At 48.7% G+C, this 22,144-nt stretch carries 22 protein-coding genes; all 22 read right to left on the bottom strand.

From position 1 onward, the window contains the following. Window positions 1-10 precede the first annotated feature (10 nt). Complete coding sequence (locus tag MHM89_RS13740) at window positions 11-2,290, bottom strand: chemotaxis protein CheA (RefSeq protein WP_239409040.1); 2,280 nt, start codon at window positions 2,288-2,290, stop codon at window positions 11-13. 16 nt (window positions 2,291-2,306) lie between these two features. Further along, window positions 2,307-3,062 (bottom strand): protein phosphatase CheZ, encoded by a 756-nt coding sequence (locus tag MHM89_RS13735; protein WP_022946904.1) that lies wholly within the window; start codon window positions 3,060-3,062, stop codon window positions 2,307-2,309. A 17-nt stretch (window positions 3,063-3,079) separates the two neighbouring features. Further along, on the bottom strand, window positions 3,080-3,463 hold the full coding sequence (gene cheY / locus MHM89_RS13730) for a chemotaxis response regulator CheY (protein ID WP_010560568.1): 384 nt from the start codon (window positions 3,461-3,463) through the stop codon (window positions 3,080-3,082). A 38-nt stretch (window positions 3,464-3,501) separates the two neighbouring features. Further along, a complete protein-coding gene (locus tag MHM89_RS13725; RefSeq protein WP_022946905.1) occupies window positions 3,502-4,224 on the bottom strand; it encodes an RNA polymerase sigma factor FliA in 723 nt (240 codons plus the stop codon). Between the two features lie 15 nt (window positions 4,225-4,239). After that, window positions 4,240-5,100 (bottom strand): MinD/ParA family protein, encoded by an 861-nt coding sequence (locus tag MHM89_RS13720; protein WP_022946906.1) that lies wholly within the window; start codon window positions 5,098-5,100, stop codon window positions 4,240-4,242. Next, window positions 5,093-6,592 (bottom strand): flagellar biosynthesis protein FlhF, encoded by a 1,500-nt coding sequence (gene flhF, locus MHM89_RS13715; protein ID WP_239409039.1) that lies wholly within the window; start codon window positions 6,590-6,592, stop codon window positions 5,093-5,095. Before flhF ends, MHM89_RS13720 begins: the two co-directional genes overlap by 8 nt. Before the next feature lie 31 nt (window positions 6,593-6,623). After that, on the bottom strand, window positions 6,624-8,729 hold the full coding sequence (gene flhA, locus MHM89_RS13710; protein WP_022944827.1) for a flagellar biosynthesis protein FlhA: 2,106 nt from the start codon (window positions 8,727-8,729) through the stop codon (window positions 6,624-6,626). Window positions 8,730-8,809: 80 nt separating this feature from the next. After that, complete coding sequence (gene flhB, locus MHM89_RS13705) at window positions 8,810-9,940, bottom strand: flagellar biosynthesis protein FlhB (RefSeq protein WP_022944828.1); 1,131 nt, start codon at window positions 9,938-9,940, stop codon at window positions 8,810-8,812. A gap of 8 nt (window positions 9,941-9,948) precedes the next feature. After that, on the bottom strand, window positions 9,949-10,728 hold the full coding sequence (fliR, locus tag MHM89_RS13700) for a flagellar biosynthetic protein FliR (protein WP_022944829.1): 780 nt from the start codon (window positions 10,726-10,728) through the stop codon (window positions 9,949-9,951). 2 nt (window positions 10,729-10,730) lie between these two features. Then, window positions 10,731-11,000 (bottom strand): flagellar biosynthesis protein FliQ, encoded by a 270-nt coding sequence (gene fliQ, locus MHM89_RS13695; RefSeq protein ID WP_022944830.1) that lies wholly within the window; start codon window positions 10,998-11,000, stop codon window positions 10,731-10,733. Between the two features lie 2 nt (window positions 11,001-11,002). Next, complete coding sequence (gene fliP / locus MHM89_RS13690; protein ID WP_022944831.1) at window positions 11,003-11,746, bottom strand: flagellar type III secretion system pore protein FliP; 744 nt, start codon at window positions 11,744-11,746, stop codon at window positions 11,003-11,005. 4 nt (window positions 11,747-11,750) lie between these two features. Next, on the bottom strand, window positions 11,751-12,146 hold the full coding sequence (gene fliO / locus MHM89_RS13685) for a flagellar biosynthetic protein FliO (protein WP_022944832.1): 396 nt from the start codon (window positions 12,144-12,146) through the stop codon (window positions 11,751-11,753). Then, entirely contained in the window at window positions 12,143-12,547 is a 405-nt protein-coding gene (fliN, locus tag MHM89_RS13680; RefSeq protein WP_022944833.1) for a flagellar motor switch protein FliN, read from the bottom strand. The genes fliO and fliN overlap by 4 nt, the downstream gene beginning before the upstream one ends. A 42-nt stretch (window positions 12,548-12,589) precedes the next feature. After that, complete coding sequence (fliM, locus tag MHM89_RS13675) at window positions 12,590-13,684, bottom strand: flagellar motor switch protein FliM (RefSeq protein WP_022944834.1); 1,095 nt, start codon at window positions 13,682-13,684, stop codon at window positions 12,590-12,592. Between the two features lie 9 nt (window positions 13,685-13,693). Further along, entirely contained in the window at window positions 13,694-14,227 is a 534-nt protein-coding gene (gene fliL / locus MHM89_RS13670; RefSeq protein ID WP_053911139.1) for a flagellar basal body-associated protein FliL, read from the bottom strand. 46 nt (window positions 14,228-14,273) lie between these two features. Next, window positions 14,274-16,145, bottom strand: coding sequence for a flagellar hook-length control protein FliK (locus MHM89_RS13665; RefSeq protein ID WP_239409038.1), 1,872 nt, complete (start codon window positions 16,143-16,145; stop codon window positions 14,274-14,276). Window positions 16,146-16,217: 72 nt separating this feature from the next. Beyond that, on the bottom strand, window positions 16,218-16,670 hold the full coding sequence (gene fliJ, locus MHM89_RS13660; RefSeq protein WP_130145089.1) for a flagellar export protein FliJ: 453 nt from the start codon (window positions 16,668-16,670) through the stop codon (window positions 16,218-16,220). Beyond that, the gene (gene fliI, locus MHM89_RS13655; protein WP_151172400.1) at window positions 16,663-18,000 is read right to left on the bottom strand and encodes a flagellar protein export ATPase FliI; all 1,338 of its coding nucleotides are present in this window, start codon (window positions 17,998-18,000) and stop codon (window positions 16,663-16,665) included. The genes fliJ and fliI overlap by 8 nt, the downstream gene beginning before the upstream one ends. Beyond that, complete coding sequence (fliH, locus tag MHM89_RS13650; RefSeq protein ID WP_239409037.1) at window positions 17,997-18,854, bottom strand: flagellar assembly protein FliH; 858 nt, start codon at window positions 18,852-18,854, stop codon at window positions 17,997-17,999. The genes fliI and fliH overlap by 4 nt, the downstream gene beginning before the upstream one ends. 3 nt (window positions 18,855-18,857) lie before the next feature. Beyond that, on the bottom strand, window positions 18,858-19,895 hold the full coding sequence (gene fliG, locus MHM89_RS13645) for a flagellar motor switch protein FliG (protein WP_022944841.1): 1,038 nt from the start codon (window positions 19,893-19,895) through the stop codon (window positions 18,858-18,860). Further along, entirely contained in the window at window positions 19,888-21,609 is a 1,722-nt protein-coding gene (gene fliF, locus MHM89_RS13640) for a flagellar basal-body MS-ring/collar protein FliF (RefSeq protein ID WP_045978597.1), read from the bottom strand. Before fliF ends, fliG begins: the two co-directional genes overlap by 8 nt. A 19-nt stretch (window positions 21,610-21,628) precedes the next feature. Next, the gene (gene fliE / locus MHM89_RS13635) at window positions 21,629-21,961 is read right to left on the bottom strand and encodes a flagellar hook-basal body complex protein FliE (RefSeq protein WP_026111098.1); all 333 of its coding nucleotides are present in this window, start codon (window positions 21,959-21,961) and stop codon (window positions 21,629-21,631) included. Window positions 21,962-22,144: the final 183 nt, after the last annotated feature.

Genomic DNA, 22,144 nt, shown 5'->3' with positions numbered 1-22,144 from the left:
ATACTCGATTTTAGTTAACGCTGGAGCGCCCAGCGTAATGTTTTAGCATGCTTGGCACGTCTAGAATTAAGGCTATGCCACCGTCTGAGGTAATTGTCGCCCCGGCCATACCTGGTGTGCCTTGCAGCAACGCATCCAGAGGCTTAATGACTACTTCCTCTTGACCAATCAGCGAATCCACCACAAAGCCGACCTTTTTAGTACCAATTTGAACGATGACGACATGGCCTTCGGCTTTACGTTGGGTGCGGTCCGCCCCTTTGACTAACCAATGCTCTAAATAAAATAGTGGTACAGCTTTTTCACGTACAATAATGGTGAGCTGGCCATCAACAATGTTAGTTTTGGTCAAATCAAGGTGGAAAATCTCACTAACAGCCGCCAATGGCAGAGCAAAGGTTTGTTCACCAACAATCACCATCAGCGTTGGCAAAATAGCAAGCGTCAGCGGTACTTTGATATCTAGACGGGTACCAATACCGAGCTGTGAGTCGATATTAATGGTGCCGTTAAGCTGGCTGATCTTGGTTTTCACCACATCCATACCCACACCACGCCCAGAAATATCAGAAATTTCCTCTTTGGTGGAGAATCCAGGGGCAAAAATAAGGTTATAGGCTTCCGTGTCACTCAACCGGGCGGCCTGGTCGTGATCAATAACCCCTTTGCTAATAGCGATTTTTTTCAGTTTTTCGGCATCCATCCCTGCGCCATCATCGTGGATGCTCAGGAGAATGTGGTCGCCTTCTTGAGAAGCCGATAAGCGCACCGTACCGGTGCGAGGTTTACCTGCTGCTTCTCGAACATCAGGCATCTCAATACCATGGTCCACTGAGTTACGTACTAAGTGCACGAGTGGGTCAGCTAGGGCTTCGACAAGGTTTTTATCTAAATCAGTCTCTTCCCCTTCAAGAACCAAGGAAATATCTTTTTGTAAGCTGCGGGCAAGGTCACGTACTACACGTGGGAAGCGGCCAAATACTTTCTTAATTGGCTGCATCCGAGTTGCCATCACCGCACCTTGTAGATCGGCGGTGACCACGTCAAGATTTGAGATAGCCTTACCCATAGCTTCACTGTTGTTATTATTCGCTAAGGTAATAAGACGATTACGTACCAATACCAGCTCACCCACCATATTCATGATCTGGTCTAGTCGTTTGGTATCGACGCGCACTGTCGTTTCTGCTTGTGGCGGTGGCGCGGCTTTAGGTGCCGGTTTTTTGGCATCACCACTGCTAGGCGGGGTGCTCCCCTTTGCCGTACTCGGCGCTGGTTTTGCGGCCGCTGGCGCTTTACTAGGCGCTGGCGTTGCCGGCGGTGTGTCTTTAGCTTTACTTTGGCTTACTGGCGCCGCAGGATTTTCAACCGGCGCTGGCGAGGCTTCTGCAGAGCTTGCTTTAGGCGCATTGCCTTTGCCGTGCAGCTCATCAAGTAGCGCATCAAATTCATCTTCGGTAATGTCTTCATCATCACCACTGGCCGACTCTGATTGGCCCGGTGTAGTCGGTGCACTCTGCTGCGCAGCTCCCTGCTCGTCGGCGCTCGGCGCGGAACCATTATCGCTAATGGCACCAAAGCTGCCTGCTCCATGTAATTCGTCTAGTAGCGAGTCGAACTCATCATCGGTAATATCTTCATCATTACCGGATGCCTCAGCATCCGCTGACCCTTCACCCACAGACGGGCCTTTGCCTTGGCCGTGCAATTCATCGAGCAAACTTTCGAATTCATCTTCGGTGATTTCGTCAATCGCTTCGCCTTCGTCACTGCCAGCACTTGGCGCATCGAACAAAATATCATCGCCAAAATCATCGGCCCCTGATGCGACATTTTCAGGCACAGGTTCACTCGGAGTTGCGGCAGGTTCAGGCACAGCAATAGGTGCCTCATCTTCGGATTCAGGTTCGCTCAGTTTATGCAATACAGCAAGTAACTCAGGGTCTGCAGGTTGCGGCTGCTCTCGTGCTTGAATAAGCGCAAACATGTCGTTAATTGTATCGAGCGCTTGCAGGATCACGTCCATCAGTTCAGAAGTAACCTGGCGCTTACCTTGGCGCAGAATATCAAACACATTCTCAGCACCATGACAGGCATCTACCAGCTCATTCATGCCAAGGAACCCAGCTCCCCCTTTAACAGTGTGGAAGCCCCGGAAGATAGCGTTGAGCAAGTCTTTATCATCAGGGTTATTTTCAAGCTCTACTAACTGCTCAGAGAGCTGCTCCAATATCTCACCTGCTTCGACTAAAAAGTCCTGTAAAATATCTTCATCTACTTCAAAGCTCATGCAGCCGCTCTCCTCTTTAGAAGCCTAAACTAGACAACAAGTCGTCTACTTCATCTTGGCCTGAGACCACGTCATCACGTGATTCTGTGTCTATAATTGGCCCTTCTGGACCTTCTGCGTTCACAGCTGGTTTTGCTTTTTGTTGTTCAACCACCGGTTCTTCACCTTCGTTGCCCGCAAACACAGTTAATAAATTAATAAGGCTGTCTTCTACCTCGCGCACCAGCTCGATTACGCGGCGAATTACCTGCCCTGTTAAATCTTGGTAGTCTTGCGCCATCAGCACATTGTTAAGAAGGTCGTGCAGCTCCACTGTGCTGCCTTGAGAGCGGTTCATAAAACTATCGAGCTGATGACACAACTGCTTGAACTCACCTAATTCGAGATCGCGACGCATCAATTTATCCCAAATGGGTTTAATTTGATGTAGTTCAGTGGATAGCTGCTCAGCGATGGGCAAACTGGCTTCCACGGCATCCATGGTTTTATTTGCCGCCTGCTCGGTCATTTCCATCACGTAATTAAGACGCTGCTTAGCATCGGGAATGGCTTCTTGCGTGAGGTCGTTCAAGCGCGTATCGAGTTGGAAATTCTTCAACGACTCGTGAAGTTGCCGCGTCAACTTGCCAACCTCAGCAAACAGTTCGGACTGTTCCTTGGAGGCAGCATCGAGGATCAGCTGATCGGCTTTCTCCTGCTCACCTTGCTCAAGAAACGATACAAGCTGTTTGGCTTGCTCTAGGGTAATGTGAGGTGCAGCGGGAGCTGACATAAACCTCTCCTTCTCGGTTAACCTAAGCGCTCAAATACTTTATCCAGCTTGGTTTTTAATGTAGCTGCGGTAAAGGGCTTAACGATGTAACCGTTCACGCCAGCTTGGGCAGCGGCAATGATTTGTTCCTTCTTCGCCTCTGCAGTTACCATCAGTACTGGAATGTGCTTTAAGCTGTCGTCGGCGCGAATTGCACGGAGCAAATCGATACCCTGCATACCTGGCATGTTCCAATCGGTAACCACAAAGTCAAACTCTTGGTTTTGCAACATGGGCAGCGCGGTACTACCATCGTCCGCTTCTTGCACGTTGGTAAAGCCTAAATCACGCAATAGGTTTTTAATGATTCTTCTCATAGTGGAAAAGTCATCGACCACGAGAATTTTCATGTTTTTATCCAAAGTATCCTCCAGTGAGGTATGAACCTTTATTCTTACTACTAATTGACCCAGTCATTGACTTTCGCTTTGAGCTTAATCATTGCCTGACCATGTATCTGACTCACACGGGACTCACTTACGTCCAGTATTTGCCCAATTTCTTTTAAATTCATTTCATCGTTATAGTACAACGATAATACCAATGCATCACGCTCGGGGAGAGAATTAATTGCCGCTACTAATGCTTGGTTAAAGCGTTCGTTGTGAACGCTGGTGTAGGGCCGCCCCGTTTGAGATTGTTCACTGCTCGGGGTGAGTACATCTTCATCGACACCTAAGTCTTCGATACCGAGCACTTTAGAGCAATTAACATCGTTTAAAATATGATGGTATTCATCGAGCGAAATATCAAGTTTTTCAGCTACTTCAACATCCTTTGGTTCCCGACCTAGGGAGGTTTCCAATTCATGTACAGCGGTAGCTACAGCGCGGCTATTGCGATGTACCGATCGTGGAGCCCAATCTCCCCGTCGTACTTCATCAAGCATCGCACCACGAATACGAATACCAGCAAACGTCTCAAAGCTGGCGCCTTTACTGGCGTCAAAGGTTTTTGATGCCTCTATGAGGCCAATCATGCCGGACTGAATGAGATCATCGAGCTGCACACTCGCTGGCAGTCGAGCCAGCAAATGACATGCAACACGCTTGACCAGCGCGGCATGGCGCTCGACCAGAGTGTTTAATTGTAATTGATCTTGATATCCAGCCACTTTATTCATAAATCCGAACAACAGTTAATTATTGACCAGCTTTTCAATGAAGAACTCCAAATGCCCCGATGGTTGATTAGGGGTTGGCCATTTTAGTGCCTTGCCAGCGAGACTTTTCAGCGATACCGAAGCGGGTGAGTTAGGGAATAACTCCACGACGGCTTTCTGGCGACGTGTTGATTTACGCATGTTTTCATCATAGGGCACGGTGGCCACTAATTCGAGCGCCACATCTAAAAATCGGTCGGTTACTTTGGAGAGTTTGGCAAATAAGTCTTGCCCTTCACGCTGGCTGCGCACCATATTGGCAACGACTTTGAATTTGTATACGCCATGTTCACGACTAAGCACCTTGATCAACGCGTAGGCATCGGTAATCGAGGTTGGCTCATCGCAGACCACCACCACAACATCTTGCGCAGCACGCGAGAAGCTCAGCACCATATCGGAGATACCAGCGGCGGTGTCGACAATGAGGACATCAAAGTCGTTATCGAGCTCGCTAAACGCACGGATTAAACCTGCATGCTCTGCGGCACTCAGTTCAACCATGCTCTGTGACCCCGATGTTGCCGGAGCAATACGAATGCCCGCAGGCCCAGTTACCAGTATATCGCGCAGTTCGCACTCACCACTTAGAACATGAGAAAGGTTCTTTTCAACACGCAGACCAAGCATAACGTCACAGTTTGCCAGTCCTAGGTCAGCATCTAACACTAAGACACGTTTGCCTTGCTGACCCATGGCAATAGCTAAATTCAAGGAGACATTGGTTTTACCGACGCCACCTTTGCCACCGGTCACGGCGATTACTTTTACGCCTTGGCTATTGTTTTGATTCATTTTTCGAAGGCCACTTGCTTGATCGTGCACTGTGTTAATCATACATTCCTACTGCCTGAGACGCCACTGTTTGGCGCCCTGCTGGTGCCGCTGATTTTTGTGTTTTTTGGCGTTTGATAAACAATTGTTCAGCTTTTCTAACCATTTTTTCTGAGTTAGCAACGCGAATATCTTCTGGAACGCGTTGACCGTTAGTAAGATACCCTATTGGTAAGCGATTTTGAATCGCTACACTAATAATCTCGCCTAAACTTAGACTTTCATCAAGTTTGGTGAAAATACAACCACTTAAGTCAACTTTTTGGAAGTGCCTTACGGTTTCTTGAAGCACTTCATGTTGTGCTGTGGCACTGAGCACTAAATAGCTACGAATATCGACTCGCGTACTACGCATGAGCGTGTTTAATTGCTCACTTAAACGTAAATCGCGCTGGCTCATTCCCGCAGTGTCAATTAATACTAGACGTTTATTGCGTAATTGATAAAGCATATCGGCCAATTCATTGGCATCTTTTACTTGCTTCACAGGGCAACCAATGATGCGTCCATAAGTTGCTAGCTGCTCGTAAGCACCGATACGGTATGTATCCGTGGTGATCAGCGCAACCTTGTCAGCGCCGTATTTTTGCGCCCCTAATGCGGCCAGTTTTGCAACCGTTGTGGTTTTGCCTACGCCAGTAGGACCGACTAACGCATATACGCCGCCATGGCGTAAAATCTCATTATTGGTGGTGTGTAGCTGCTTTTGCACCATATCCAAGGCTGCACTCCATGCTTGCTTGCGCGATACGTCGTCTGGTACATAACGCACTAACTGCTCAGCCACTTCAGTGTCGATACCCATGCCCTGCAAGCGCTCGATAAAGCAGGCACGAGTTGGATCGCGGCGCGCTCGGTCCTGATGTAATAAGCCGGATACTTGATGTTCAAGAAGCTGACGAATAGCATTCATCTCATCGCGCATGGCACTGATCTCTTCGCTGTCCATGGCCTCTTGCTGTACAGAATCATTGGGCTGGCGGTGTAGCTCATCAAAACCGTCACCGTCCAAATCATCACCCATGGACTGCGCTGCAGCGCGGGCTTGCGTTGGCTCTGCCAGCGTTGGCTGCGGAGCGTAGTTATTGGCCGGCGCGGCGCGGCGCTGAGGCTGCTCAACAGGCTCTTCAGGCGCGCTCATATCAATACCTGATTGCGAAAACATGTCGGCGAGAGCAGCGTTCTTTGGTTTTGGGCTCTGACGCTCTAACAACGCCTGTAATGAATCAGCCACACCATTGTGACTTTGCGGCTCAGGACGTTGCGTACGTGTTTGTGGGCGTACCATACGCTGCTCAGTGGCACGCGGCTGCATTTGCTGCTGGGGAGCGCTTTTCGGTGCGGCTGCTGGGCGTTCATGGTCAATAGCAGCAACGATTTCAACGCCATCTGCAAGCTTTTTGTTCGACATGATCACCGCGTCAACACCCAGCTCATCTTTTACTTCTTTCAGTGCTGTACGCATATCTTTAGCAAAAAAGCGTTTGATTTTCATAATATTACCCTCTCACAACCGGCTTTCCGATCTATTGCTGTCCAACGGAGCTAACAATCTTAATTTGACGCTCATCGGGCACTTCTTGGTAAGACATCACCTTCAGCCCAGGGATGGTGTGCTTCACAAAACGTGATAACACTGTACGAAGCATCCCGGAGGTCAATAAGATGGAAGGTTCACCCGACATTTCTTGGTTCTGGTGGGCTTCGCTTAAAGAGGCCTGTAGCCGCTCTGCCAAGCCAGGCTCAATGCCAGCACCCTCATCTCCTGCGTTCTGAAGCGACTGATGCAACATCTGTTCCAACTCAGGCGCCAATGTTATGACAGGAATTTCTGGCGTAGCGCCAACCGCATCTTGCACAATCAAACGACGCAATGAAATACGTACCGCTGCGGTTAATACATCTGGGTCTTGGCTGCGCGGACCATACTCTACGAGTGTTTGCACTATGCTACGCATATCGCGAATAGCAACGCCTTCATTGAGGAGATTTTGTAGTACTTTCACTATGGTCGTCAGCGGTAACACATCTGGTACTAGACCTTCTACTAGACGCGGATGGCTTTTCGCTAGCATATCAAGCAGACTCTGTACTTCTTCGTGGCCCAATAGCAGTGAGGCGTTATTAGTGAGTAACTGGCTAATGTGGGTCGCCACTACCGTAGCAGCATCAACCACGGTGTAACCTAAAGACTGTGCTTCATCTTTTTGCTCTGGTTTGATCCACACCGCATCCAGACCAAAAGCCGGATCTTTAGTCGCCACACCATTGATTGGGCCAAAGACTTGACCTGGGTTGATGGCCAGTTCATCACCATGACTGAGTTCTCCATCACCGCTGGACACGCCCATTAGGGTAATACGATAGGCATTAGGGTCTAATTCTAAATTATCGCGAATATGAACGGGCGGCACCAAAAAGCCCAGTTCCTGTGAGAGCTTCTTACGGACCCCTTTAATGCGGCTTAACAATTCTCCACCTTGGGCCTGATCCACCAGCGGGATCAAGCGGTAGCCTACCTCCAAACCGATGACATCGACTTGCTGCACATCGTCCCAGCCCAATTCTTTTGGTTCGTCGTGGGTGGCAACATTGCTGCCAGGGCCCTGCTCAGCTTCTTGTTGCTCCTGCTCAGCAGCAAGCTTTGCCTGCTTTTGCGAATAATAAGCAACAAAACCAAGTAAGCCACCTAAGCCTAAAAACGCCACATGGGGCATACCCGGTACCAACCCCATAGTGATGAGAATACCGGATGCTATCCACAGTGCTTTGTCATTGCCAAGCTGGGTTTTAACTTGCTCGCCCATATTGTGTGATTCATTTTGGCGAGTTACGACGATAGCAGTACCGATTGATAACAACAGCGATGGCAGCTGCGCCACGAGGCCATCACCAATGGTGAGTAAGGTGTACACTTCCATGGCCTGAGAAAAGCTCAAGTCATGTTGGATCATACCGACAAATAACCCGCCAACGATATTAATCACTAAGATAACGATACCCGCAATGGCATCGCCTTTTACGAACTTACTGGCACCGTCCATCGAACCGTAAAAGTCCGCTTCACGGGTGACTTCTTCACGCCGCTCCCGCGCTTGCTCGGCGCTGATAAAACCCGCGTTCAAATCGGCATCAATGGCCATTTGTTTACCGGGCATCGCATCGAGGGTAAAGCGGGCAGACACTTCTGATATACGTCCGGCCCCTTTGGTGATAACCACGAAGTTGATAATAATTAAGATCAGAAAGACAACCAGACCCACGGCATAGTTACCGCCGATCACCACCGAGCCGAAGGCTTCAATTACTTTACCGGCCGCGTCCCCGCCTTGGTGGCCTTCTAATAACACCACCCGCGTACTGGCAACATTGAGCGCCAGACGCATAATGGTCGCGACTAAAAGCACCGCTGGGAACATTCCAAATTCAAGCGGTTTCATGGTGTAGACCGTAACTAACAGCACCACCAAGGCCAGCGCAATATTAAACGAAAACAGAATATCCAGTAAAAATGGCGGCATAGGTAATACCACCATTGCCAGTGCGGCGAGCACCAACAGCGGCGTACCTACGCCTTTTGCATATTCTTTTTTATCGCGATTAAGCTGGGTGAGAACGGCCTTAAAATCCATAAATGCTACAGCAATAAATTGACACTGCAGTCATCAAAGCAAGGAGTAGGCCAGTTTTTTATATCTTATATTTCAGTTGGTTAATACTTGAATTCATCAGGAATAGGTAGTTTGTCCGCCAGTTTAGAAGGCCGGCGACCGCGTCCTTTTTCAAAGCGTTTCAGCTGATACACATAGGCCAACACTTGCGCGACGGCGGTAAATAGCTGCTCGGGAATTTGTTCGCCTACTTCGGTGGTATGATAGAGCGCCCGTGTTAGCACTGGAGATTCTACCAGCGGGACGTCATTTCCTTTGGCTATTTTACGAATTTGTAAGGCCATTTCATCGGCCCCTTTAGCCAATACTATTGGCGCACCGGCTTTTTCAGTATCGTATTTTATCGCTACCGAGAAGTGTGTCGGGTTGGTTACCACCACATCAGCATCAGGCACATCTTGCATTTGCCGACGTTGTGACATTTCCCGCTGGGTTCGCCGAATACGCGCTTTGATCTGCGGGTCACCTTCGGAGTTTTTATACTCGTCTTTAACTTCTTGTAAGGTCATCTTCAACTGTTTATGGTGGTTGTGCGCCTGATAAGGCACATCCACCGCCGAGACAACAATCATGGTGCAACTCAATGCTAGAAACATCCAGGCAATAATTTCCAACGCGTGAGCTATATTGTTCGGTGGCGTTTCGATACTCAAATGCAGAATTTCGTAAAAATACATTTTGATCAAAAACACCGCACACGCTGCAACTAGCCCGAATTTGAGCAGCGCTTTTATCAGCTCAACTGCTGCTTGCGGCCCAAGTATACGTTTGAACCCTTTCATCGGCGACATCTTACTGGCTTTGGGTGCCATCGCTTGCCATGAAAAGTTAAATCCGCCAAGCATGGTATTACCAATAAACGCGGCGATAACTATAACCAGTACAAACATACTCATGGGATAGAGCAATGAATCCGCTACCGCCCCCCATGCCGCAAACATCTTGGTGGTGTCATAAGTTTCGTTACGACTCAGCGATAGCATTCGCTTCATGACTGTGTGTAAACCACGACCAATATCGGGGCCATAAATGAGCAAAGAAACCGCCGACATAATCAATACAAAGGTGGTACCCAACTCTTTTGAGCGTGCTATTTGGCCCTTTTTCTTCGCCTCTTGTAGCTTTTTCGGCGTGGGCTCTTCGGTACGTTCTTGACCTGAATCTTCTGCCATAACAACTCCTAAGGACTACAGCCTGCCATCGAGCAAAGTAGCTCAACCATGCGTAACCACTGCGCCTCAAACTGCGCCATGAAGTTTCCTAAGGTTGCCCAGATAATGGTTAGTCCCGCCACTAGGGTGAAGGGAAAACCAATTGAGAAGATATTTAATTGCGGTGCCGCTCGCGTCATCACGCCAAAAGATAAATTAATGACCAACATCGCAGTCAGCGGTGCCAACGCCAATACCAAAGCGGTAGTAAACATCCACCCACCCCAGGTAACAATATCCCAGTAGTGATCAACCGCCCACCAAGTGCCGTCGATAGGGACCGCGATAAAGCTGTGTACAATCATTTGGATCATCATCAAATGACCGTTAAAAACAAAAAATAATAAGGTGGTAAGAATTAAATAGAACTGCCCCACCGCCGGCACGCTTAGGCCATTTGAGGGGTCAACCACCGAGGCAAAACCCAAGCCCGTTTGCATTGCTAAGATTTGCCCAGCGAGAATGAAGGTATTCAATAGTAACTGCGAGGCAAAGCCCATAGCCACACCAATGAGCAGTTGTTGCAGCACCACAAACACCATTTCCAACGAAAACAAGTTGGTGAACTGAGTAGGAGGCAATACCGGCACCGCAACAAAGGCAATCACCAAGGCCAAACCAAGCTTAATACGCGAAGGGACATTGCGTGCCCCTATCCCTGCCATGACCATCAACATTGCCAGTATACGGACTAATGGAAGTAAGTAGTCACTTAGCCACTGAACAATGACAGCAAAGGGGTATTCCATGGTTATCCCGCAATTTCAGGTATCGACAGCACTAAGCGGTTAAAGAAATCCATAAGTTCCTGCGTAAACCAGTGGCCACCGATAATAAGTGCACTTAAGGTGACAAGCAAACGAGGTAAGAAGCTCAAGGTTTGCTCATTGATTGAGGTCGCCGCTTGGAATACCGCAACAATCAATCCAACAATCAAACTAGGGACAATGATCGCCGACACCAACTTTATCACCAAAAATAAAGCATCACTAAGAATATCGACAAAAATGCCCGGCTCCATTATTACACTCCCAACCCAAAGCTACGTGCCAAGGTGCCCATTACCAGTGACCACCCATCCACTAATACAAATAGCATAATTTTAAAGGGCAAGGAGACAATCATTGGCGAGAGCATCATCATACCCATGGCCATCAAGACACTGGCCACGACTAAATCGACGATAAGGAAGGGAATGAAAAACATAAAGCCAATAATAAACGCGGTCTGCAATTCGCTGGTGACAAATGCGGGGATCACCACGATAAAAGGGGTGTCCGCAGGCGAGTCTAGTTTTTCATAACCGGCTATTTGCGCAAAAGTTTCTAAATCTTTTATCCGTGTTTGTGAAAGCATAAAAGCCTTCATCGGCTGCTTAGCGGCTTCCAGCGCCTGCATAGAGGACATTTCTTCGTCTAGATAAGGCTGAATCGCTTGGTCATGCACCTGATTGTATATCGGTGCCATAATAAAAATACTCAGAAACAAAGACATGCCCAGAAGCACTTGGTTCGAAGGGGTTTGTTGCAAGCCGATGGCTTGGCGCAATATCGCCAACACCACAATAATACGGGTGAATGAGGTCATCATAATAACGGCGGCAGGGATAAAACTTAGCGCCGTCATAATCGCTAATACTTGCAAGGTGACTGAGTAATCCTGCGTGCCGTCGGCATTGGTGGTTACGGTCACGGCGGGAAGCCCCTGCTCTGCAAAAGCAGTCGGGCTTAAAAGCATAGCAAAAAGAAGTATTAGCCAGTATTTCATTATCTTAGGTCTTTTTTTTAGTATTGAGTATGTGGCTGAGTTGCTTTGCCAGTGGCGCCATCTCGCGCTCTTTGAGCGGCGTTTCCAGCTCATATAAGTAATTGATGGCACCTGGCGTAACGCCTAATAAATGTTGCTTATTATCGATTTCTACCACCAGCAGCCGCTCTTTAGTCCCCAGTGGCAAAGTGCGTATAACTTTAAAATCGTCATTATTGGCCATATTCGGATTAAAACGCTTAAGCATATAAGCTAATGCGATAATTGTCCCGACCACCAACAACAGCGACAACAACATAGACATAACATTGAGATTCAGCCCCGCGCCAGGCTGGGCGGCACCATTTTGCGCATAAACGGGAAGTGCCACGAGGGCAAAAAGCGAGGCCAATGCTCTCATCGTAGTTTTTTGATCCGCTCTACTTGGCTAATCACGTCGGTTAAGCGAATACCAAACTTATCGTTCACCACCACCACTTCACCGTGCGCAATCAAGGTGCCATTCACTAATACATCCAGTGGCTCGCCAGCAACGCGATCAAGTTCTACCACTGAGCCTTGGTTAAGCTGTAGCAAATTTCGGATATTGATTTTAGAGCGGCCCACTTCCATAGAAATGGTCACCGGAATATCTAAAATGGTATCCAGCTTACGCTTTTCCTCTGGCGTGACCTCATCGCGCTCTTCGGAGAGCTCGTCTAGCTCTGCAACCTGGGCATCGTCGCCACCGCCTTGTTCACCTTCTTCGGCTTCGGCTAGGGCTGCGGCCCATTCATCCATGGTATCTTGATCATCACTCATTACATACAACCTCTGTTGCTAGGCGCGCATGTGCGCACCTTTTTACCAATCTAAATCTACGCCTTCACTTAAATGCAGATCTTCCTCAAGCTCGGCTAATTCAGCATCTGAGTCGAGCTTCTTACCGCCTTTCGTAAACACATGAAGTTCCGACTTCACCGATTCTGGGCGTTTAATCTTTTCACTAATTTGCAATGCCACCATATCCCGAGAGCGGCCCATCTTCGCGCGGAAGGTCGGTAAGTCTTCAACAAACACAGTGATATGCTCAGGCATTTCTACTGGAATAATGTCTCCAGCTTTGAGCTCCATAATCTGCTCAAGACTCAAGTCTACCTCTAATAACCGTGTCGATAAGTCGACTTCAACATCCATGATTTCATCGCGCAGCGCTTTAGACCAGCGTAAATCAGTGTCTTCAGTATCAGACTGTACACCGGCATCAAGCAGCTCACGGATGGGTTCCAACATGGAATATGGCAGGGCAATATGGAAGTCGCCACCGCCACCATCAAGCTCAATATGGAACGAGCTGATCACCACCACTTCAGTGGGGCTGACAATATTGGCCATCGCCGGGTTTACTTCCGAGTCTAAATACTCGAACGACACATCCATGACCGGAGCCCACGCTTCTTTGTAATCCTCAAAGATGATTTTCAGCAGCATCTGCACAATACGGCGTTCGGTAGGGGTGAATTCACGACCTTCAATTTTGGCATGATAACGACCATCACCGCCAAAGAAGTTGTCTACCAATATAAATACCAGCCGCGCTTCCATAGTAATCAGACCGGTGCCTTTTAACGGGCGAAAGCGCACCATATTCAAACTGGTGGGAACAAACAAGGTGTGAATATATTCACCAAATTTAATCATTTGCACGCCGTTGATGGACACTTCAGCGGTGCGACGCATCATATTAAATAAGCTGATGCGCATATGTCGGGCAAAGCGCTCATTGACAATCTCAAGCGTTGGCATACGCCCACGGACAATACGATCTTGTGAAGAAAAGTCATACTGCAGCGCGCTCTCGCCACTGGCACTGGCACCCTCGGAGGTATCCTCTTCTTCGACATCGTCTACCCCGTGCAGTAGCGCGTCAATTTCGTCTTGAGATAATAAGTCGCTCACATCTACCCCTTACTGCATTACAAAGCCGGTAAAGAGCACTCGCTCTACGACTTTCGAACCCTCTACGCCTTCGAGGGCTTGTTGTACTTGCGTAAGCGCTTCATCACGCAAAGATTCTTTACCTGCTGCAGTGCTTAGCTCATCGGCATTGGTACCGGCGAACACACTTAATAATGTGCCTTCAATAAGTGGAATATGCTTTTTAGCGGCCTCTTCGTTCCCTTCGCCACGCACTAATAGCTGTACTTTAATTTGTACTATGCGGTCACGTGCAGCGCCCGGTACATTGAATACGAAAGGACGAGGCATGCCCACATACAACGCACTGCCAAGCTGTGCACTCGGTGCTGCACCACCTTGCTCTGATGCACCACCTTGCTCTTGTTCCAGTGTAGCAGGCGCCGGGTCGTCGCCCCCAGCAAACAGGAAATAGCCTGCACCACCACCGACTAATAGCACTACAACAGCAATGATTATAATCAGTTTTTTCTTTGAGCCGCCGCCTTCTTCTATTTGCAGGTCGGTTTGCTTATCATCGGCCATAGGTTGCCTCGAATAGAATCACTTAACTGTATAATAGCAATAGTTATTACGCATAGAAATCAATTCCTTGTTCCATTGGCGCGTTTTTCTGCTGTTGCTCTAAGCCATGGTTTTCATCATTGCTTGCTTGCTCTGTCAATAGGCCATGCTCGCTGCCTTGACCTTGTTCACCATCGTGCTGCGCACTTTGCTGATTTTGCTGCTCGACGTTGGTATCACCCAAAGATAATCCCTGCTGCGCTAGTAGATCTCTTAATCGCGGCATCGCCTGCTCTAGTGCTTCTTTAGCTTGTTGATTTTGCACTACAAAATTAACATGTGCTTGTTCTCCCTCACTGCGTACCCGCACTTGCATACTTCCTAACTCCGGTGGATCAAGACGGATTTCGGCTTCTTGGTTATTGAGGTTAAGCATCATATTCACGCGCTGCTGTATTTGCTGCGCAGCGTCGTTTTTAGTGATATTAATTGCTTGCAGCAGTGCAGGATCCAGCGCCATACGCTGAGTTTGCCCTTGAGCTTGGCTGTGCTGCGTACTTTGCGTGGCGGCTTGTTGCACCTGTTGCCAATGTGCAAGGTCCGCCTCAATTGCACTGCTGAGCTCGGTATTGCCTTGCGCGTGTGCCACTAAGGCACTGGCAAGCTGAGTCACTTTAGACTGAGCGCTCAAAGCATTGGCTGAAGGCTGAGCGTTCTCCCCTTGCGTGCCTTTACTTGGCGAAACCGCCTTATCCCCTGACTCAATCATAGGCTCGGCGCTGAATTTACTCGCTGATAGATTAGTTTGCTTATCCCCTTGTGGCTGAGCCGCTTTCATTTGTGCATCGCTCAACATTGGATTAACCGCTGCTTGGGTCGTTTTGCTGGCACTGGGTCCGCCTTGGTCGGCTTCAACTTTGGCTGCTGCCAATATATGCTGGGTTTGGGATTGGCGTTGCTGTTGCTCTGGGTTTAATGATCCTGGCGCCGCGCTCGCGGTACTATTTTTTGCATCAGACTTAACAGCCTCTGCACCAAGGGTTTTGCCATCAGCGAGTACTTTATTCAGTTCTTGCTGAACGTCACTGGCAACCTTAGTTGAATTGTTTAGTTTGCTGGCATCCTCAGCACTGCGTGCTGCTACACTCTCGGCTGGACGCTGCACCTGTTCGCTGGCTTTTGCCATGGATAACTCTTTGGCTTGCGCGGCAATACGTTCAGCATCGCTCAGGCCTGATTGCACTGGGGTGGCCGCTAACTGATTCAGTTGTGTCTCTATGCTAGCCAACGCTTTTGCATCTATCCCCGCTGCCGAGGCCATTTGCTGCAGTTGCACACTCAACTCACTGCGCTGTGCCGGCGTTAAACGGGCAAGCGATTGTTTAAGCTCGATTGGCAGCTTAGCAATAAAGTCGACATCAATATCATCACTGAACCCGGTACCATTAAGAGCGCTGCCCACTTCTTTGGCGACCGCAGAGAGCTCTGTGCTCATCAATAATTGCGCAAAAAGTTGCTGATAAAAGTCATCTTCACTAGCAGCTATGGGAGTGGTCTGCGCCACCTCCTCGCTAGGCTGCGCCGTATTACTAAGCGGCTCAGCGCCATCAGCTGCGTCACCCTCGCCATCCAAAACGGTTGTTGATGGTTCTTTATCTCTACTTTGCTCGATAACCTTTTCCGCTGATTTATCAACGCTTTGTTCGGTTTCCTGAGTATTCTTTTGGGGCTCTTTTGAATCACTTTTTTGACCCACAAAGCCGCCAATGGCCTGCTTTTCATCCTCTGGGGAGCGCTTCACACGGTCTTGGCGTTGCTGCTCTTGAGAATAGAATTGCGCAAACTCTTTCTCACCAGAATCGTAAGTGGATGATGCACTCTTATCTTGGCTCTGTCCCGATTGGGGAAGGACAATTACTGATTCTACCTGTGTCATCATATGACCCCTTCAAAGGTGGCAAAGCAGTGCCGCTTTGCAAGGTTAACTAAGCTTTTAGAAAATTACAGCAAGTTACATACCAGTTTCGCCTGAACGCCGTCGGGCATAAAACTGATTGGTAGCGAATTCATCCAACATTTTTTGTTCTGCTTTCGCTAACTTCGCTTGTTGCTTAAGTTTTTCTTTTTCAATTAACTTGGCTACGGCTTCAGTACGTACCCGCTGTTGACGCCATTGTGATTGGCGCTGCTCCGTGACTCTGTGGGCAGTTTCAACCACCTGTGTTTGCTGCTCAATGGCTTGGTCTATTTTGCTGATGAAGTTTTGGTAGTGACTAAACCCAGCGCTGGATAGACCGGCCTGTGCCTTTTGCGTCAGTTGTGCAAAATACTCTTGGCGAAACTGGTTAAGTCCATTGAGCTTTTGCTGATGAGACTGCCAGTGCTGTTGCGCGCCTAGAAAGTCGGCACGCAGTTTTTCTTCTTTGTCCGATTCAAGTTTATAAAGCAGCGCCAGCTTAGCCATGGTTGCCTCCCTGTCCTAACAAATTGGCTAACGACGTTAAACACTCATCGTAAGGCACTACATCCTTCATTCCCTGGCGTAAAAAGTTATTAATACGCGGCATCATATCAATGGCTTGGTCGAGTATCTGGTCGGTGCCTTTTTGATATGCGCCTAGGGTGATCATGTCTTTGTTTTCATTGTACATTGCCACCACTTGCTTGATTAACCGCGCTTGCTGCATATGTTGCTCTGAGACCACTTGCGGCATCACCCGACTAATCGATTTTTCGATATCAATGGCCGGGTAATGGCCACTGTCGGCAAGCTCTCGTGAGAGCACAATATGGCCATCTAAAATAGCTCGTGCGGCATCAGCAATCGGGTCTTGCAAATCATCCCCCTCTGACAACACCGTGAAAAAGGCAGTAATGGCGCCTTGGCCTTCACCGCCATTACCCGCACGCTCAATAAGAGCAGGTAGCTTGGCAAACACCGAAGGGGGATAGCCTTTAGTTGCGGGTGGTTCTCCAACGGCGAGTGCTATCTCCCGTTGTGCCATGGCATAACGAGTGACCGAATCAAGTAATAACAATACATTGAGGCCTTGATCGCGAAAATATTCGGCAATAGTGATGGCGCTTTCACAGCCTTTTAGACGCATCAATGGCGATGCATCAGCCGGCGCGGCCACCACCACAGAACGACGACGCCCTTCTTCACCCAGGATTTCCTCGATGAACTCTTTAACTTCACGACCACGCTCACCCACTAAGCCGACCACAATAACGTCGGCCGCACTGCCTCGGGTCATCATCCCTAACAATACCGACTTACCCACACCACTACCGGCAAACAAGCCCATACGTTGGCCTTGACCCACGGTGATAATGGAGTTGATAGCACGCACGCCCACGTCCATAGGTTGGCTTATTTGTCGCCGTGCTAAAGGATTGATGGTGTTTTTTGCAAAGTGAGTAAACTCCTCGCAGCGCAGTGGCCCGAGTCCATCTAAAGGGCGCCCCAAACCATCGACCACACGCCCGAGTAAGCTCATCCCTACTGGCAACCCTTGCTGCTTGTGTTGAGGGATAACGCGGGCTCCAGGCAACACCCCAGAGATACGGTCATTGGGCATTAAATAAAGCACGTCGTCGTTAAATCCCACCACTTCGGCATCGACTAAGCCTTGGTTTGTTTCGACCTGACACTGGCTACCCAGCGGTGCTTGCAGCCCTTTTGCTTCAAGGGTCAGGCCAACAACGCGGGTCAAGCTCCCCGCTACCGCGACCTGAGGTTGATGGATGTGTTTACGCTGCTGGTGCAAACGCTCACTTAATGAAGTTGTCATGATTTTGGCTCATCACGCACATGGACACCGCTGTCGTGCAAAAACGGTTCCAGTACTTGTTGGATTCGCAACCCCAATGTGAAATCGATAGATGAACGCTGTTGCTTGATTTTACAATCACCGCGCGCCAAAGTCGGCTCACCGAGTAACTGCCAATGGCGATTATCCAACTCGGTGTCACTGAAGTGCGACATCACTATAGCTAAATCATCTGGATGGAGGCTGATTTGGCACATTGCCTCATTACTTGGCAAGGCTTCGGTTGCCGCGCGAAGCGCATTTAAAATAGTGTCGGGGTTGGTTTTTAACTCACTCAAGGTAATGGCTTTGGCTAACTCGCTGGCGAGAAAGATCAGCTCATGCTCAACCTGCTCATCAATATGTTTGGCGGGTTCATCAAGCGCTTCTAACGTGCTTTTTAACGCATCCAGTTGTTCGTCAATGATGGGCTTCGCATCTTCAAGCCCTTGCTCTTTGCCTTGCTTTAGCCCTTCTTGGAAGCCCGCTTCTTTGCCTTCACTGGCACCTTTATCAAATCCGTCAACGTAGCCTTGTTCATGCCCCTGTTTGAGGCCTTCTTCGTATGCGTCTTGGCGAATTTGCTCTAACTCTTCAAGGGTTAGTTTAGGAAAGTCGGTCTCCTCAGGGGTCAGGATCTCTTCGCCATCGCTCTGCTCATCTTCCTCGACATGCTTTTTATAAAGCTGTTCGAGCGGTGTCCCAAAGGCGGTTGAACGCCCTTGATATTTCTTTGGATCTGCACTGACATCGGGAATAGGCCAGTTCTCCAGCAGTTCATCTGCTGCCTCACTGGCGTCTAATCGTTGCCCACGACGTAATTTTGACTCACTCATGGCTTAGAGGAACTCCTCGCCACCACCACTACCAAGCATAATTTCACCGGAGTCGGATAAGCGTCGCGCCGTAGAGAGAATCTCTTTTTGCGCCGCTTCCACTTCGCTGATACGCACAGGACCCATGGCTTCAAGGTCATCACGCAGCATATCGGCTGCCCGTTTGGACATATTGGTGAAGATTTTCTCTTTCAGTCCGTCATCGGCACCTTTGATTGCCTTCATCAGCACATCTTGCTGTACTTCGCGTAGGATGGCCTGAATGCCTCGGTCATCGACATCCATAAGGTTCTCGAAGACGAACATAAGATCTTGAATTTGCTGTGACATTTCTTCGTCGTGCTCGCGAATAGAGTCCATTAACTGGCCTTCGACATTGGTATCGAGGTAGTTCATGATATCGGCCGCCGCTTTCAGGCCGCCCATCTTCGCAGCTTGTGCCCCAGCTTGACCTGCAAATTGCTTCTCCATAATCTCGTTGAGCTCTTGCAACGCTGCTGGCTGCACTTCTTCGAGGTTGGCAATCCGCATGGTTAAATCCAAACGTACTTTCTCTGGGAACTGGGCCAGAATTTCTGCACTTTGCTCTGGCTCCAGATAAGATAAAACAATGGTTTGAATCTGCGGGTGCTCGTTGCGAATAATGTTCGCCACCTGTTTGGAGTCCATCCATTTCAACGAATCAAGACCTTTTGCACCTGAGCCCATCACAATTTGGTCAATCAGGCTTGCCGCTTTATCTTCACCTAATGCGGCTGTCAGAGCTTTCTTAATAAAGTCTTCTGATTGGAAGCCAATGGTGCTGAACTGCTGAATTTGCTCAATAAACAGGTTGTGCACGGCGCTGATCTTATCCTGACTAAGGTCATCAAGCGCGGCCATGGTCATCCCCACCTTTTGCACTTGTTTGGGCTCAAGGTGTTTAAGAATTTGCGCGGCATCCTCTTCAGACAAGCTCAGTAGCAGGATTGCTGCTTTCTCTACGCCTTCGAGTTTATCAACATCGAAGCCGCTAGTTAGTTGCTGTTGTTCTTCAGTCATCTTCACTCAACCATGCTTTAACTACTTGCGAGGATAGTTCAGGCTCATTGGCAACCAAGGCGCGAACCGCTTTTAGGAGATCTTCATCACCATGTAAGTCTGGCAACTGCAGTGTCCCGTCGGAGGAGAAGCCCACCGCTGCCGAGTCGAAATCTTTGTTTAGCATCTCTAATGTACTATCACCGATATCAACACCCGAACTCAACGCATCTTCATTGTATTCTTCCAGTGTATCATCTGGGTAGATAAGTCGTTTAAGCATGGGGCGAACCACGGCAATGATCAACACGATTATCACTAATGCGCCCAGTGCTAAACGCACTATCTTCATAAACCAATTTTGCTCCCACAGTGGCAGTTCAGCAACCGCGCCCATATCTTCACGTACAAAGGGGACACTCACGACTTCTAAGGCATCACCACGCTGCATGTCGAAACCCACGCCTCCTTGTAATAGGCGACGAATATTGTTGAGCTCCTCGGCACTGCGCGGTGCACTGGTGGTTTGCCCATCCGCACCAGCTGTTTGTGTGTAATCCACAGCCACGGAAACACTGATACGACGGATCACCCCAGTCTGCTTACGTTTATGAGAAATAGTGGTATCAAGCTCATAATTACGGGTCGCTTCTTTGTGACTGCGCGACGGTGAGCGAGTTTGCGCACTTTGCTCGTCCAATGCATTCTCTGGAATGTTAGAGTTCACTGGCGGTTGATTTGTTAAAGCACCAGGAATGCCGACCGCTAAACCACCAATATTATTCTCTTCTAATGTGGTTTCACTGCGCACCGCTGGCAAATCTGGGTTGTAACGCTTTTGAGTCTCTTCTACTGCGCTGAAATCCATGACCAAGTCTACCTGCGCAGTATAGTTACCCAGTCCGACCACCGGGATCATGATGCTATCAATTTTTTCTATATATTCCTGCTCTCGTTGACGCTCAATCTCATACTCTTTACGTGAGCGCGCCGATAACGAATTTTGTGAACCGGAGTTAAGCAGACGACCATTTTGATCGGTCACCGTGACCCGTTCAGGAGACAGTCCTTGCACGGCCGAGGCGACGATATCGACGATAGAGTCTATCTCTTCACTGTTGAGGTTACGGCCGCGTTTAACCGTCGCAACAACCGTTGCTGAAGGCTTCTTCTCAATACGAGCAAATACATTTTCTTTAGGAATGGCCAGTAATACTTTGGCGCGAGATACTTTATTAAGTTCTTCAATAGTACGCGCTAGCTGCTGCTCGCGAGAATGCTTGAGACGTTCACGTTCAAGACGCTGTGATACGCCAAATCCCATGTCTTGCATCAAGATATCGGTGCCAGATTGCGGGCCTTGCGTAAGCCCCTCTCGAGCCATATTCAGTTTTATATCTTGATAGGCATCTTCGGCAACCATGATCACGTTGCCATCGAGTTCATAATCGATTTTTTGCGCATCCAAGAAATCCAAGGTCTGAATCAATTCCTCGGTGGGCATTTTGCCCAACGGGCGCATATCAGGCTGACGCGCCCAAATAATGATAAAAATAGCGATGGCCAAGCAAATAGCCAAAGCGATGATCAGCGTCACCTGTCGTAGCATATCCACGCCATTAAGGGCGCTTAAATAACCAGACTTTTGTTCTTGCTGTTCACCCGAGGAGTCGGTGTTCATGTCAACACCGCCATCGGCAAGGGCTAAATCTGTTGATTGGTTTGCTTGTGCCACAACTGTTCTCCGCTATCCGTTATACAGGCATGTTCATGATGTCTTTGTAGGCTTCCACTAGCTTGTTACGAACCTGCACAGTGGCCTCAAATGCGACAGAGGATTTTTGCGATGCGATCATTGCTTCGGCAAGAGAAACGCGGCGGTCACCCATCTCCACAGCAACCACTTTCGATTTAGCGTCTTGCTGTAGGTTATGAACATTATCGATTGCGCTACTTAGTAGCTCACCAAATTGGCTGGTCGATGTTTGCGGCACTTGGTTTTGTGCCTCTTTCAATGGGTTACGAGCTTGCGCTTCTTGCGCGAGCGACTGCATTTCTTGAAATAATGAGTTGGCTTGGACTTTCATCTTGGGCATCACTCAGTTAATTAAACTTACCCTGAACAATGCACAAGTCGTGCCAACAAAATATTGTTATTTAACAGTATGTTATTGCTATTTTAATTTTGACACTGAGGAATTAGGCAAGCTATATTTTTGACGCCCACAAGAAAGCCCGAGCTTATCCCGGGCTGAAATAGAACATTATGA

It is taken from the genome of Pseudoalteromonas sp. CNC9-20, from assembly GCF_022347875.1.
In the GTDB taxonomy this organism is placed as follows: Bacteria; Pseudomonadota; Gammaproteobacteria; order Enterobacterales; family Alteromonadaceae; genus Pseudoalteromonas; species Pseudoalteromonas ruthenica.
This window is presented reverse-complemented; position numbering and strand designations above follow the sequence as displayed.

What these genes read in the sequence shown, in the direction of transcription:
- MHM89_RS13740 (WP_239409040.1), bottom strand. Translation starts at nt 2,290, where the DNA reads ATGAGCTTTGAAGTAGATGAAGATATTTTACAGGACTTTTTAGTCGAA.
- MHM89_RS13735 (WP_022946904.1), bottom strand. Translation starts at nt 3,062, where the DNA reads ATGTCAGCTCCCGCTGCACCTCACATTACCCTAGAGCAAGCCAAACAG.
- MHM89_RS13725 (WP_022946905.1), bottom strand. Translation starts at nt 4,224, where the DNA reads ATGAATAAAGTGGCTGGATATCAAGATCAATTACAATTAAACACTCTG.
- MHM89_RS13720 (WP_022946906.1), bottom strand. Translation starts at nt 5,100, where the DNA reads ATGATTAACACAGTGCACGATCAAGCAAGTGGCCTTCGAAAAATGAAT.
- flhF (WP_239409039.1), bottom strand. Translation starts at nt 6,592, where the DNA reads ATGAAAATCAAACGCTTTTTTGCTAAAGATATGCGTACAGCACTGAAA.
- flhA (WP_022944827.1), bottom strand. Translation starts at nt 8,729, where the DNA reads ATGGATTTTAAGGCCGTTCTCACCCAGCTTAATCGCGATAAAAAAGAA.
- flhB (WP_022944828.1), bottom strand. Translation starts at nt 9,940, where the DNA reads ATGGCAGAAGATTCAGGTCAAGAACGTACCGAAGAGCCCACGCCGAAA.
- fliR (WP_022944829.1), bottom strand. Translation starts at nt 10,728, where the DNA reads ATGGAATACCCCTTTGCTGTCATTGTTCAGTGGCTAAGTGACTACTTA.
- fliQ (WP_022944830.1), bottom strand. Translation starts at nt 11,000, where the DNA reads ATGGAGCCGGGCATTTTTGTCGATATTCTTAGTGATGCTTTATTTTTG.
- fliP (WP_022944831.1), bottom strand. Translation starts at nt 11,746, where the DNA reads ATGAAATACTGGCTAATACTTCTTTTTGCTATGCTTTTAAGCCCGACT.
- fliO (WP_022944832.1), bottom strand. Translation starts at nt 12,146, where the DNA reads ATGAGAGCATTGGCCTCGCTTTTTGCCCTCGTGGCACTTCCCGTTTAT.
- fliN (WP_022944833.1), bottom strand. Translation starts at nt 12,547, where the DNA reads ATGAGTGATGATCAAGATACCATGGATGAATGGGCCGCAGCCCTAGCC.
- fliL (WP_053911139.1), bottom strand. Translation starts at nt 14,227, where the DNA reads ATGGCCGATGATAAGCAAACCGACCTGCAAATAGAAGAAGGCGGCGGC.
- MHM89_RS13665 (WP_239409038.1), bottom strand. Translation starts at nt 16,145, where the DNA reads ATGATGACACAGGTAGAATCAGTAATTGTCCTTCCCCAATCGGGACAG.
- fliJ (WP_130145089.1), bottom strand. Translation starts at nt 16,670, where the DNA reads ATGGCTAAGCTGGCGCTGCTTTATAAACTTGAATCGGACAAAGAAGAA.
- fliI (WP_151172400.1), bottom strand. Translation starts at nt 18,000, where the DNA reads ATGACAACTTCATTAAGTGAGCGTTTGCACCAGCAGCGTAAACACATC.
- fliH (WP_239409037.1), bottom strand. Translation starts at nt 18,854, where the DNA reads ATGAGTGAGTCAAAATTACGTCGTGGGCAACGATTAGACGCCAGTGAG.
- fliG (WP_022944841.1), bottom strand. Translation starts at nt 19,895, where the DNA reads ATGACTGAAGAACAACAGCAACTAACTAGCGGCTTCGATGTTGATAAA.
- fliE (WP_026111098.1), bottom strand. Translation starts at nt 21,961, where the DNA reads ATGAAAGTCCAAGCCAACTCATTATTTCAAGAAATGCAGTCGCTCGCG.